General features: G+C 65.8%; 13 protein-coding genes. 7 read left to right on the forward strand and 6 right to left on the reverse strand.

Annotation, left to right across the window (positions count from 1 at the left end; genetic code table 11):
- Window positions 1-122 precede the first annotated feature (122 nt).
- Window positions 123-1,253, forward strand: coding sequence for a M14 family metallopeptidase (locus GTP44_RS19300; RefSeq protein ID WP_160989283.1), 1,131 nt, complete (start codon window positions 123-125; stop codon window positions 1,251-1,253).
- 164 nt (window positions 1,254-1,417) lie between these two features.
- Window positions 1,418-1,663 (forward strand): hypothetical protein, encoded by a 246-nt coding sequence (locus tag GTP44_RS19305; RefSeq protein ID WP_160989282.1) that lies wholly within the window; start codon window positions 1,418-1,420, stop codon window positions 1,661-1,663.
- On the opposite strand, the gene pmbA is transcribed toward GTP44_RS19305, so the two are convergent.
- Window positions 1,660-3,012, reverse strand: a complete 1,353-nt coding sequence (gene pmbA, locus GTP44_RS19310) for a metalloprotease PmbA (protein WP_161020699.1) — start codon at window positions 3,010-3,012, stop codon at window positions 1,660-1,662. The genes GTP44_RS19305 and pmbA overlap by 4 nt on opposite strands.
- Before the next feature lie 95 nt (window positions 3,013-3,107).
- Between pmbA and yjgA the strand changes: the two genes are divergently transcribed.
- From yjgA to GTP44_RS19325, 3 genes are read left to right on the forward strand one after another with little or no spacing between them, the layout of a single operon-like run.
- Entirely contained in the window at window positions 3,108-3,710 is a 603-nt protein-coding gene (gene yjgA, locus GTP44_RS19315) for a ribosome biogenesis factor YjgA (protein WP_161020700.1), read from the forward strand.
- Entirely contained in the window at window positions 3,700-4,329 is a 630-nt protein-coding gene (gene mog / locus GTP44_RS19320; RefSeq protein WP_160989279.1) for a molybdopterin adenylyltransferase, read from the forward strand. Before yjgA ends, mog begins: the two co-directional genes overlap by 11 nt.
- The gene (locus GTP44_RS19325; protein WP_160989278.1) at window positions 4,326-4,988 is read left to right on the forward strand and encodes an alpha/beta hydrolase; all 663 of its coding nucleotides are present in this window, start codon (window positions 4,326-4,328) and stop codon (window positions 4,986-4,988) included. Before mog ends, GTP44_RS19325 begins: the two co-directional genes overlap by 4 nt.
- 6 nt (window positions 4,989-4,994) lie before the next feature.
- Here GTP44_RS19325 and GTP44_RS19330 read toward each other — a convergent pair whose 3' ends face one another.
- Window positions 4,995-5,549, reverse strand: coding sequence for a carboxymuconolactone decarboxylase family protein (locus GTP44_RS19330; RefSeq protein ID WP_160989277.1), 555 nt, complete (start codon window positions 5,547-5,549; stop codon window positions 4,995-4,997).
- 97 nt (window positions 5,550-5,646) lie between these two features.
- Here GTP44_RS19330 and GTP44_RS19335 point away from each other — a divergent pair, with 97 nt between their 5' ends.
- Window positions 5,647-6,987: an aspartate aminotransferase family protein gene (locus tag GTP44_RS19335; protein ID WP_161020701.1), complete on the forward strand. Its 1,341-nt coding sequence runs from the start codon at window positions 5,647-5,649 to the stop codon at window positions 6,985-6,987.
- On the opposite strand, the gene GTP44_RS19340 is transcribed toward GTP44_RS19335, so the two are convergent.
- From GTP44_RS19340 to GTP44_RS19355, 4 genes are read right to left on the reverse strand one after another with little or no spacing between them, the layout of a single operon-like run.
- Window positions 6,962-7,816 carry a fumarylacetoacetate hydrolase family protein gene (locus tag GTP44_RS19340; RefSeq protein WP_160989275.1) on the reverse strand — a complete coding sequence of 285 codons (855 nt, stop codon included), beginning with the start codon at window positions 7,814-7,816 and terminating at the stop codon, window positions 6,962-6,964. The two genes, GTP44_RS19335 and GTP44_RS19340, sit on opposite strands and share 26 nt — an antisense overlap.
- A gap of 32 nt (window positions 7,817-7,848) precedes the next feature.
- Window positions 7,849-8,730 (reverse strand): 2OG-Fe(II) oxygenase, encoded by an 882-nt coding sequence (locus GTP44_RS19345; RefSeq protein ID WP_229256986.1) that lies wholly within the window; start codon window positions 8,728-8,730, stop codon window positions 7,849-7,851.
- 4 nt (window positions 8,731-8,734) lie between these two features.
- Complete coding sequence (locus GTP44_RS19350; protein WP_229256987.1) at window positions 8,735-10,030, reverse strand: MFS transporter; 1,296 nt, start codon at window positions 10,028-10,030, stop codon at window positions 8,735-8,737.
- 8 nt (window positions 10,031-10,038) lie between these two features.
- On the reverse strand, window positions 10,039-11,445 hold the full coding sequence (locus GTP44_RS19355) for a KamA family radical SAM protein (RefSeq protein ID WP_160989274.1): 1,407 nt from the start codon (window positions 11,443-11,445) through the stop codon (window positions 10,039-10,041).
- Window positions 11,446-11,578: 133 nt separating this feature from the next.
- Between GTP44_RS19355 and GTP44_RS19360 the strand changes: the two genes are divergently transcribed.
- Window positions 11,579-12,025 (forward strand): cache domain-containing protein, encoded by a 447-nt coding sequence (locus GTP44_RS19360; protein WP_161020702.1) that lies wholly within the window; start codon window positions 11,579-11,581, stop codon window positions 12,023-12,025.
- The last annotated feature ends 14 nt before the right edge of the window (window positions 12,026-12,039 follow it).

Consider the following 12,039-nt stretch of genomic DNA (forward strand, 5'->3'; position numbering starts at 1 on the left):
GCGGCCCTAACACCGACGGCGTGGCACTGGAAATCCGCGCGGGCCGGCGCGCTACCCTGTATCATGTCGGGTCCGCGCCACAAGCGCGGGCCTCTTTCCATCGAATTCATCAGGATTCCGTCATGCCTATCAAAATCAGCCAGCAATTCGACGCTGGCGCCATCGAGGTGGTCCGCGCCGCTGATCCGGCCGCCATCGACCTGAACCTCCGCAAGGATTCCCACGCCGACATCACCCAGTGGTTCTACTACCGCGTGCAGGGCGCGCAGGGCACGCCGCTGACGATGAACTTCCTCAACGCCGGCCAGTCCGCCTATCCGGACGGCTGGCAGGATTACCAGGCCGTCGCCAGCTACGACCGCGACAGCTGGTTCCGCGTGCCGACCACCTACGATGGCCAGACCATGACCATCCAGCACACGCCCGAGCACGACAGCGTCTACTACGCCTACTTCGAGCCGTATTCGTGGGAACGCCATCTGGCGCTGCTGGACAACGCCCAGCTGTCGCCGCTGGTCAGGCTGGTCGACCTGGGCAACACCATCGACGGCCGCGACCTCAACATGCTGGTCATCGGCGATCCGGACGCGGCGCAAAAAGTGTGGATCATCGCCCGCCAGCACCCGGGCGAAACCATGGCCGAGTGGTTGGTCGAAGGCTTGGTCGAGGCGCTGCTGGACCCGGCCAACCCGTTCGGCCGCCAGTGCCTGAAGGAAGCGGTGTTCTACGTGGTACCGAACATGAACCCGGACGGCTCGGTGCGCGGCAACCTGCGCACCAACGCCGCCGGCGCCAACCTGAACCGCGAATGGCTGAACCCGACCATGGAGCGCAGCCCGGAAGTGTTCCTGGTCAAGCAGAAGATGCACGAGACCGGTGTCGATCTGTGCCTGGACATCCACGGCGACGAGGGCCTGCCGTATGTGTTCGTGGCCGGCAGCGAGTCGCTGCCGGCGTTCACGCCGGACCAGGCCGAGGCGCAGCAGTACTTCATCGACAATTTCCTGATCGCCAGCCCGGACTTCCAGGACGAGTTCGGCTACGGCGAGACGCCGTACACGCCGGCGACGCTGACCATGGGCTCGCCGCACATCACCCACGCCTTCGGCTGCCTGTCGCTGACGCTGGAGATGCCGTTCAAGGACAACGCCAACGATCCGGACCCGGACACCGGCTGGAACGGCGCCCGCTCCGCCGAGCTGGGCAAGGCGATCCTGCAGCCGGTGCTGCAATCGCTGTTGGCGCAGCAGTAAGCTCGGCGCCACTCCCCGCGGCGCCGCTTCCAGGCGCCGCATCCCTGCTCAAGCTATGTATCCGAGCATATACATAGGGTTTCTCTCTCACAGCCAGCGCCTGATTTTGCCTGACATGGCCTGACGAATGCCTGAAATTTAGCCGCCCGCCCGCCGAACTTCCGATGGAACGCGAGTACGGCCAGCCCACCGATCGCGGCTACCAATGGAAAGAACTGTTCCTGCCGCACGGCACAAGGCTGCGCATCCTCCACCGCGGCCACTGCCACATGGCGCAAGTGGAAGGCAACTACCTGATGGCCGAAGGAAAAATCACCACGCCGAGCGCATGGGCCGAAGAAGTATGCGGCAGCATCCGCAACGCCTGGCGCGACATCTATGTGCGCCGCGCCCGTCGCGGCACCGATTAGGTGCCGGCCACCACCATGTTCTCGATCAGGATCGAGCCGGTCTGCTTGGTGCCGCGCACCAGCACATCATTGCCGACCGCGACGATCTGCGCCAGCATGTCCTTCATATTGCCGGCGATGGTGATCTCCTCCACCGGATACTGGATCACGCCATTCTCCACCCAGTAGCCGGCGGCGCCGCGCGAATAATCGCCGGTCACATAATTGGTGCCCTGGCCCATCAGCTCGGTAACCAGCAGGCCGGTACCCATCTTGCACAACATGCCGGCGAAGTCATCGGCCGCCGTGGTCAGCGACGACGTCAGCGACAGGTTGTGCGAGCCGCCGGCGTTGCCGGTGGTCTGCATGCCCAGCTTGCGCGCCGAATAGGACGACAGGAAGTAACCCTGCACCACGCCGTCCTTGACCACATCGCGCTTGACCGTGCGCACGCCCTCCTCGTCGAACGGCGCCGAGCCGACCGCGCCGATCACATGCGGGTCCTCGACGATCTGCACATGCTTGGGCAGCACCTGCTGGCCCAGCGAGTCGAGCAGGAAGGTCGACTTGCGATACAGCGCGCCGCCCGAGGTGGCTTGCACGTAGGCCCCCAGCAAACCGGCCGCCAGCGGCGCCTCGAACAGCACCGGGCAGGTGCGCGTGTCGATGCTGCGCGCATGCAAGCGCGCCAGCGCGCGCTCCGCCGCGTAGCGGCCGATCGCCTCCGGCGACGCCATCGTCGCCGCATCGCGCACCGACGAATACCAGTCGTCGCGCTGCATATGCTTGCCCTTGCCGGCGATCAACGCCGCCGACAGCGTGTGGCGCGAAAACGGGTAACCGCCGATAAAGCCGCGCGAATTGGCCGCGACAAACTGTGACTGCTGCACATGCACGCCGACGCCATCCGAATTGGTCACGCGCGGATCGACGGCGAAGGCAGCCGCCTCGGCGCGCTGCGCCAGCGCCACCGCCTCGGCGGTCGAGATCTCCCATGGATAGAACAGTTTCAGGTCGCGCGGGTTCAGCTCCAGCAGCTCGGCGTCGGCCAGACCGGCGCAATCGTCATCGGCGGTGAAGCGGGCGATATTGTAGGCCGCCTCCACCGTCGCCTTCAGCGCGGCCGGCGAAAAATCGGAGGTCGAGGCGTTGCCGCGGCGCTGGCCGATGAACACGGTCACGCCCATGCCCTTGTCTTTATTTTGCTCGATGGTCTCGATCTGGCTCTTGCGCACCGACACCGACAGGCCGCTGCCCTCGCTGATTTCGACGGCGCAATCGGTGCCGCCTTGGGCTTTCGCGTAGCCCAGCACATCGCATGCGAGCTGCTTCAACTGGTCCTGGGTGTGGGTAAAATGGGTATCGCTCATGGGCTGTTTTATTCGGGTTGGCCGCTAAAACAGTTATCATAGCAGTCGTTTACAGTTTAAGGGCGCCGCCAAGCGCCCGCTCGAAAGTTAATATTATGGTAAATCCCAACCGCAGCGGCGGCGGCGTCGGCTTCAGTTCGTCCGAATTCGAAGACGACTACGAACGTCCCTCCAAGTCCGAAATGAAGCGCCAGTCGGACGCCCTGCAAAAACTCGGCAAGGAACTGGTCGAGGCGCCACGCGACCGCGTCAAGAAGGTGCCGATGCCGGAAGACGTGCTCGACGCCATCCTCGAATGCCAGAACATCACCAACCACGAGGGCCGCCGGCGCCAGATGCAGTTCATCGGCAAGAAGATGCGCACGCTGGACGAGGCCGAGGTGGCCGCGATCCAGAAAGCCATCGACAGCTGGAAAGGCGCCTCCAAATCGGAGACCGCCGCCATGCACGCGCTGGAACGCCGCCGCGAGAAGCTGCTGGCCGACGACAACGCCCTGACCGCGCTGCTGACGGAGGCGCCACACCTCGACGTGCAGCACCTGCGCACGCTGATCCGTAACGCCCGCAAGGAGCAGGCCGAGAACAAGCCGCCGAAGGCCTACCGCGAAATCTTCCAGATCCTCAAGCAGCTCGAAGCGGCCAAGCATAAGCCGGCCGATGACGAAGACGCGGCCGACAGCGAAGACGATGACGAGTAACGCCGCAACCTCGGCCGACCAGTCGTTGCGCGTCGGCCTGGTCTCGGTCTCCGACCGCGCCAGCGGCGGCGTCTACCAGGACCAGGGCATCCCCGCCCTGCAGGCCTGGCTGGCGCGCGCGCTGACCACGCCGTTCGAGGTCGAAACCCGCCTGATCGCCGACGAGCAACCGCGGATCGAAGCCACGCTGACCGAGCTGGCCGACGTCGCCCGCTGTCACCTGATCCTGACCACCGGCGGCACCGGCCCGGCGCGCCGCGACGTCACGCCGGAAGCCACCAAGGCGGTCGGCACCAAGGAGATGCCCGGCTTCGGCGAGCAGATGCGCCAGATCAGCCTGCACTTCGTGCCGACCGCGATCCTGTCGCGCCAGACCGCCGTGATCCGCGAAAGCGCCGACCACGCCGCGCTGATCCTGAACCTGCCCGGCCAGCCGAAAGCCATCGCCGAGACGCTGGGCGGCCTGAAAGACGCCGACGGCGCCACGCTGGTGGGCGGCATCTTCGCCGCCGTGCCCTACTGCGTCGACCTGATCGGCGGCCCGTACATGGAAACCGATCCCGCCGTGTGCCAGGCCTTCCGCCCGAAATCCGCCCTCCGTCCCCAAGGACCCGTATGAGCCTGCTGCAAACCATCGAAAAAGAAACCGGTCCGAATCCGACCGTGGCCATCCTCTGGATGCACGGCCTGGGCGCCGACGCCAACGACTTCGTGCCGATGCTGCACGAACTCGATCTGGCCGGCCTGCCGCCGATCCGCTTCATCTTCCCCAACGCCGAGACCATGCCGGTCACCATCAACGGCGGCTACGTCATGCGCTCGTGGTACGACATCGTCCACACCGACCTCGGTCGCCAGGAGGACGAAGCCGGCCTGCGCGCCTCGCAGCTGAAAGTCGAAGCGCTGATCGCCCGTGAAAACGCCCGTGGTATCCCGAACGAGCGCATCATCCTGGCCGGCTTCTCGCAAGGCTGCGCGATGACGCTGCAAACCGGCTTGCGTCAGCACAGCAAGCTGGCCGGCATGATGTGCCTGTCGGGCTACCTGCCGATCGCCGCCAAGGCTGCGGACGAGCACACGCCGGAAAGCAAAGCCACGCCGATCTTCCTGGCGCATGGCCGCATGGACCCGGTGGTGCAGATCGCCCGCGCCACCGCCTCACGCGACCTGCTGGTCGAATGGGGCTACAACGTCGAATGGCACGAATACCCGATGCAGCACTCGCTGTGCCAGCAGGAAGTGGATGACATCAGCGCCTGGCTGAAACGCGTCCTCTGAATCAGCCTACACGGATAACGGCGCCGCAGTGGAAGACGGCGCCGGCGTCTGCGCCGCGTTCATCACCATCGCCAAAAATGTGTAGTAGCCGTTGATGCCCATCAGGTCCACCACGCCGTGTTCGCCGAACGCCGCCAACGCCGCCGCGTAGGTCGCGTCATCGACCCGCTGCCGCTGGTGCAGCTGCAAGCAAAAGTCATACACCAACGCCTCATCCTCCAGCACAAACGCCGGCCGCTCGCGCGCCGCGATCGCCGCGATCACCGCCTCGCCGATGCCGTAATCGCGCGCGATCGGCGCATGGATCGCCCACTCCACCTGCTGGTTCCACTGCCGCGCCGTCACCAGAATCGCCAGCTCGGTCAGCCGCGTGCCGATGGCGCTGCGATAGCGTAGATACTCGCCCATTTTCTGCGCCGCCGCCATCAGCTCCGGCGAGCGAATCAAGGGCACGAATGGCCCGTACAGCGCCCCGCGCGGGCCGTCGATCACCGCCTGCGCCGCCACCTGCTGGGCCGCGCTCATCGCCGCAAACGGCATCGGCCCCAATCGATCTTCCATGTCTCCTCCCAAAGAAACGCATCATGGCATACATCAATAAGCCAGCGGCAAAACGCGGCTATCGTCGGCAGTCTGCACCTCACCACGAAAGGACGCCATGAGCCACATCATCCACCGCGACCTGCGCCGCGTGCCGCCGGTCGCCGCCAGCGCCGCCGGCATCACCGTCACCGACAGCGCCGGCCGCACCTACCTCGACGCCAGCGGCGGCGCCGCCGTCTCCTCGCTCGGCCACGCCCATCCCGAGGTGCTGGCGGCGATGCACGCGCAGATCGACCGCAACGCCTACGCCCACACCGCCTTCTTCACCTGCGACGCCGCCGAGGAACTGGCCGCGCGCCTGGCCGCCGACGCCCCCGGCGACCTCGATCACGTCTACCTGGTCTCGGGCGGCTCGGAAGCGATGGAGACCGCGCTCAAACTGGCGCGCCAGTACTGGCTGGAGGCCGGCCAGCCGCGGCGGCGCACCTTCCTGGCGCGCCGCCAGAGCTACCACGGCAATACGCTGGGCGCACTGGCGGTCGGCGGCAACGAATGGCGTCGCCAGCCCTTCGCCCCGCTGCTGATGGACGTCCCGCGCGTGGCGCCCTGCTACGAATACCGCGACCGCGCCGACGGCCAGAGCACCGAGGCCTACACCGCCGCCTTGCTGCGGGAACTGGAACAAGCCATCCTCGCCGCCGGCCCGGAAAACCTGATCGGCTTCGTCGCCGAAACCGTGGTCGGCGCCACGGCCGGCGCGGTGCCACCCACACCCGGTTACTTTCGCGGCGTGCGCCGGCTGTGCGACCAATACGGCCTGCTGCTGATTCTCGATGAAGTGATGTGCGGCATGGGCCGCACCGGCACGCTGTACGCGTTTGAACAGGACGGCGTGCTGCCCGACCTGGTGGTGCTGGGCAAAGGCCTGGGCGCCGGCTACCAGCCGATCGGCGCGGTGCTGGCGCGCGCCCATATCGTCCAGCGGCTGCGCGACGGCAGCGGCGCCTTCCAGCATGGCCACACCTACATGGGCCACCCGGTGGCCGCCGCCGCCGCGCTGGCGGTGCAACAAGTCATCCAGCGCGACTGCCTGCTGGGCGCCGTCACCGCACGCGGTACGGCATTCCGGCGCATGCTGCGCGATGCCTTCGGCAACCACCCGCACGTGGGCGACATTCGCGGCCGCGGCTTGCTGATCGGATTGGAACTGGTGGCGGAGCGCGCCGGCAAAACGCCGTTCGCGCCCGAACAGCGGCTGCACGCCATCATCAAAGACGAGGCGATGGCGCGCGGCCTGATGATCTATCCGATGGGCGGCACCATCGATGGTCGCCGTGGCGACCATATCCTGCTGGCGCCACCCTTCATCACCACCGAGGCGGAACTGGCGGAGATCACCAGCCGCCTGGCCGATACGCTTACTTCGTCGCTTATTTCGTCGCTTGCCAGGCGATGATCTCCGCCTGCTGCTCGCCCAGACCGGCGATGCCGACGCGCAGCGTGTCGCCCTTCTTCAGGAAGCGCTGCGGCTTGCGGCCCATGCCCACGCCCGGCGGCGTGCCGGTGGCGATCACGTCGCCCGGCTCCAGCGTGATGAACTTCGACACATAGCTGACAATCTGCGCCACGCTGAAAATCATGGTCGCGGTATTCCCGGTCTGCATGCGCTTGCCGTTCAGGTCCAGGTACAGGTCCAGATCCTGCACATCGTACAGGTCCTCCGGCGTCACCAGCCACGGGCCGACCGGGCCGAAGGTATCGCAGCCCTTGCCCTTGTCCCAGGTGCCGCCGCGTTCCAGTTGATAGGCGCGCTCCGACACGTCGTTGACCACCGTGTAGCCGGCGATATACTTATGCGCATCGGCCTCGCTGACGTGCTGCGCGCGCGTGCCGATCACCACGCCCAGTTCCACTTCCCAGTCGGTCTTCTTCGAGCCTGGCGGCAGCATGATCGGATCGTCCGGTCCATTCAACGCCGATATCGCCTTGGTGAAGATGATCGGCTCCTTCGGCTCCGGCATGCCGGCTTCCGCCGCGTGGTCGGAATAATTGAGGCCGATGCACAGGAACTTGCCCACGCGCGCCACCGGCACGCCAAAGCGCGGATTGCCGCGCACCAGCGGCAACGACGCGTGCGCAATCTTCTCCAGCTTGCGCAGCGATTTCGGCGCCAGTGCCGCCGCGTCGATGTCGGCGATCACGCCGGACAGGTCGCGCAGCTTGCCTTCGTCATCGATCAAGCCTGGTTTCTCTTTGCCTGGACGGCCATAACGCACTAATCTCATACATCACCCTCGGTTAAAAAGTCAGCGACATTTTAACCGTAGCGCTCCTGCCGCAGCCATTTGTTGGCGATGATCTTGGTGCCGCCGACCACCGGCGCGCCGCCGTGCAGCGTCTGCGGGTCCGGCTGGTGATGGCTGTCGGTGTTGAGGAACCACAGCGCGTTGCCCTTCTTCGGAAACACTTCCAGCCCAAGATTAGGGAACACCGTGCCGCCGCCCGCCGCCACTTCGGACAGGTACAGCACAAAGGTCGCCAGTCGCTGGCCGCCGCGCGCCAGATGCGAGCGATGGCCGGCGCTATCGGGGTCGAGCCAGTCGTAGTGCGGCTTGTATTCCTGGGTCTTGTCGTACTTCTGCAGCTGGAACGGTTCACTGCATTCGGGTGTCCAGTGCGCGATGGCGGCCAGACGGCGGTCGATGCGTTCGGCCACCTCCGCCTCGCCGCGCTGGATGAAGGCCATCTCCGAGGTGCGGCCCTCGTGCACCACGCTGGCGCCGTCGGCTTCCGCCGTCACCGTCGAGCGGGTGTAGCGGCTGCCGCAATGGGCGACGATGGCGTCGCACTCCTCGTCGCTGAGCACATTCCCGAGCAGGATCACCTGCGGCTTTTTCAGCACGAACAGCAGGTTCACCTCGCGGTCCGGCACCACGATGCGGTTGCTGCTGACATCAATGAACGGCATCTCGCGCGGCGCCGAAAACGCGCTGGCCAGTGGCGCCAGCGCCGCACCGCCGGTGGCGCGCAGACTGATCGCCGCGTCGATCGCCGCGCGCGCGGTGGCCATGTCGTACTGGCCCGAGCGGACCATGCTGTTGACCATGTCCAGCGGGCTGCAGGCGCGCGCCAGGTTGTCCATGATCCAGTCGCGCCAGACCAGCGGCAGAGAAGCAAACACATTGTCGGATTGGGTCATCACATCATTGAAGCTTGGCTGGATGGGAAGCCCATTCTACCGGATTGCGCCTGCGGCGCCGCACGAACCAGATCAGTCCCGGCAACTGCAGCAGCACCAGCGCGCCAAACCCCATCTGATAGGCCAGCGCCGGATAATGTCCCGTCCCATCCGGCCGCCAGCAGCCGACCACCAGACCGAAACCCGCCTGCACCGCGAAGGCGCCGACAAAGATCAGCAGATTGAGGCAAGTGGCGGCGCGCCCGGTCAGCGCGCCGGGCAGGCTTTGCGCGACGATGGTGTACTCGATACCGGTCACCGTTCCCACCAGCGTAAACAGCACCGACAGCAGTTGATAGCTGGGCCGCCAGTCCAACAAAAATCCCGCCTGCACCGCGATGAACAGCGCCACGCCCACCGCCGCCACGCTGATCGGCCGCACGCCGCGCTTGCCGGCCCACTCGGTGATCATGCCCACCGCGATGGCGCCGAAGATCACCGCCGCCATGCCGAGATACAGCAGATAGCCGACCTCCTCCTCGCTGTAGCGCGCGACGTCGGTCAGCCAGCGGCCGATCCACAGCCCCTGGATGCCGAAGAACACCGTGTGCGGAATCAGCACCAGCGCCGCCACCTCGCGGAAGGCGTAATGGCAATAGACCTCGCGCATCGCCGCCAGCATGGCCGGCTTGCGCGCGCTGGCCGGCTGCGGCGGCGACAGCGCGCGAATCAGAACGCCGGTCAGGCCGGCCGCCAGCGCCAGCCACAGAAACAGGCCGCGCCAGTCCATAAACTGCATCGCCAGCCGCACCGGCAGCGTGGCCGCCGCCGCGCCCAGGCCACCGACGGCGATCAGATAGCCCTGCACCGACGGCAGCCGCGCCGGCGCGATCCAGGTGGAGATGGCCTTCACCGCCGACATGAAGCAGCCGCCCAGCCCCAGCCCGATCAGCGCGCGCGCCACCAGCAACTGTGCGAACGTCTGACCGCCGGCGAAAGCCAACGCGCCTACGCCGGCCAGCAACAGCATCGGCAACTGCACCTTGGCCGGCCCCCAGCGATCCAGCGCGATCCCCACCGGCAGCTGCGCCAGCGCAAAGGCCAGGAAGAAAGCGCTGGTCAGCAGTCCCAGCTCGCCGGGCGTCAACGCCAACGCCGCCACCAGTTGCGGCGCCAGCGTCGCATTCACCGTCCGCATCAGGCTCGAAAGAAAATGCCCGAGCGCGAACGGCAGAAACACCAGCACAAACACCGCGCGCCCGGACAGTGCCGGCGCCACGACGGGTGCGGGCGGCTCCGGTCGGCACCCATCGCGCATCATCACGCCGCCTATGCCGCGTCGCAGCCGGCCGGCGACGGCGCGCCGCCTTCCGCACGTGCCGCCATCAACGAAATCACCTTGCGCGCGCCCGGCGGCTCGATGCCGAATTCGCTGCGGCTGCCACCCTCCTCCTCGAAGAAAAACTTTTCCTTGCCGAACGCCGGCTTCAATTGATCCATCCACGTCGCCTGCGGATCGAACTTCGCGTAAAACGGCCGGCGCACCCAATCGGCATTGCGCGCCTGCAGGAACTGCAAGGCAAACACCTTCTCCCCGCCGATGTGCGCAATGCCGTCAATCGCCACCTTGCCCGGAAAAGCACTCATCGAAGGCCCCCGCACCGTGCGCGACAAGCCGGACACCATCTGATACGCCGCCTGGAAAATCTCGTGCGCCCGCGCCAGCGGCAGCTGGAAATACTCGCGCGGCCCGGTATCCCGTTCGACAAACATATAGTACGGAATCGCCCCCAGCCGCACGCCGGTCTGCCACAGCTCCGCCCACGACGCCGGGTCCTCGTTGATATGCCGTATCAACGGTCCCTGCATGCGCAAGGTCGCTCCGGTGCCGACGATCCGCTTGACCGCCTGCTGCGCGATCTCCTGCCGCAGTTCCACCGCATGGTTGTAATGCCCCATGATCGCCATGTTCTTCCCGGCCTTCACCACCCGCTCGAACAGACGCAGAAGATCATCCGCGTCGCGGTCCGACACAAACCGCTGCGGCCAATACGCCACCGACTTGGTGCCGATGCGGATGTTCTGAATATGCGCCAGCTCCGGCGCCAGCAAGGGCTCAATGTAGGCCTCCAGCGAGCGCGTATTCATGATCAACGGATCGCCGCCGGTGATCAGCACATCCGTCACCTCCGGATGCAGACGCAGATACGACGCCAGCTCGTGCGACTCCCTGGCGTCGAACTTCATCTCCTCCATGCCGACAAACTGCGGCCAGCGGAAACAGAAGGTGCAATACGCATGACAGGTCTGCCCCGCACTCGGAAAGAACAGCACCGTCTCCTTGTACTTGTGCTGCAAGCCCCTGAGCGGCGCGCCATTCATACGCGGCACGTTGTGCGTCATCTGCCCCGCCGGGTGGGGATTCATGCGCAGGCGGATGCGCCGCACCAGCTCCACCAGCGCCGGCTGGTCCGCCTTGCCCATCACCAGTTCGCGCAGATGCGCATAGTCGTCCGGCGCCAGCATGTCCCGGTGCGGAAAGGTCAGGCGGTAAATCGGATCATCCGGCACATTGTTCCAGTCGATCAGATGATCGAGCACATACGCATTGGTGCGAAACGGCAGCACATGCGACACCACCTGCACCGCCTCCCGCAAATCAGGCGGTATCCACTCCCACTGGCGCGAGTGCGCAATGGTCTGTCGTATAAACGGTTTGAACTTGGGCGTATCCATCGCGAGATCCTGGGTTGGGTCGGAAAGCACCATGCTAGGCCGTGCCGCGCTGCAAGATATTGCGGCAACGCAATTCCTGAAATGGCCAGCGGCGTACAGTTGACAGCGTCATCCACACATCAGGAGTCCGTTCATGAAAGCCTTTACCGCGCTCACCTTCGCCATCGTCACGCTGCCCGCGCTGGCCGCCGATCCCACCGAAAAAGACGCCATCGCCATGGCCGAGAAAGGCGCCGCCTTCATCAAGGCCAACAGCCAGGAAGCCTTCATCAAAAAGATCGCCGCCAAAGATCCGGACTACCTGCAAGGCGCGCTGTACGTCGACGTGCGCGACATCAAAACCGGCATCGTGCTGGCGCACCCGGTCAACCCGTCGATCGTCGGCAAAGACCTGACCGACATCCCCGACGCCAGCGGCAAGAAGTACCGCCGCGAGATCATCGAACTGGCGGCGAAAAAAGGCAGCGGCTGGGTCGACTACCTGTACAAGAATCCCACCACCGGCAAGATCGAGCCCAAGACCACCTACATCCTGCGCGTCGGCGACATCGTGCTGGAAGCCGGCATCTACAAAAAATAAGAAGAGAGGCACGC

The organism is Duganella lactea (assembly GCF_009857505.1).
GTDB classification, from domain to species: Bacteria; Pseudomonadota; Gammaproteobacteria; order Burkholderiales; family Burkholderiaceae_D; genus Rugamonas; species Rugamonas lactea.

Coding starts and splice junctions, on each gene's coding strand:
- GTP44_RS19325 (WP_160989278.1), top strand. CDS start 4,326: ATGAGCCTGCTGCAAACCATCGAAAAAGAAACCGGTCCGAATCCGACC.
- GTP44_RS19305 (WP_160989282.1), top strand. CDS start 1,418: ATGGAACGCGAGTACGGCCAGCCCACCGATCGCGGCTACCAATGGAAA.
- GTP44_RS19350 (WP_229256987.1), bottom strand. CDS start 10,030: ATGATGCGCGATGGGTGCCGACCGGAGCCGCCCGCACCCGTCGTGGCG.
- pmbA (WP_161020699.1), bottom strand. CDS start 3,012: ATGAGCGATACCCATTTTACCCACACCCAGGACCAGTTGAAGCAGCTC.
- mog (WP_160989279.1), top strand. CDS start 3,700: ATGACGAGTAACGCCGCAACCTCGGCCGACCAGTCGTTGCGCGTCGGC.
- yjgA (WP_161020700.1), top strand. CDS start 3,108: ATGGTAAATCCCAACCGCAGCGGCGGCGGCGTCGGCTTCAGTTCGTCC.
- GTP44_RS19345 (WP_229256986.1), bottom strand. CDS start 8,730: ATGACCCAATCCGACAATGTGTTTGCTTCTCTGCCGCTGGTCTGGCGC.
- GTP44_RS19340 (WP_160989275.1), bottom strand. CDS start 7,816: ATGAGATTAGTGCGTTATGGCCGTCCAGGCAAAGAGAAACCAGGCTTG.
- GTP44_RS19300 (WP_160989283.1), top strand. CDS start 123: ATGCCTATCAAAATCAGCCAGCAATTCGACGCTGGCGCCATCGAGGTG.
- GTP44_RS19330 (WP_160989277.1), bottom strand. CDS start 5,549: ATGGAAGATCGATTGGGGCCGATGCCGTTTGCGGCGATGAGCGCGGCC.
- GTP44_RS19335 (WP_161020701.1), top strand. CDS start 5,647: ATGAGCCACATCATCCACCGCGACCTGCGCCGCGTGCCGCCGGTCGCC.
- GTP44_RS19360 (WP_161020702.1), top strand. CDS start 11,579: ATGAAAGCCTTTACCGCGCTCACCTTCGCCATCGTCACGCTGCCCGCG.
- GTP44_RS19355 (WP_160989274.1), bottom strand. CDS start 11,445: ATGGATACGCCCAAGTTCAAACCGTTTATACGACAGACCATTGCGCAC.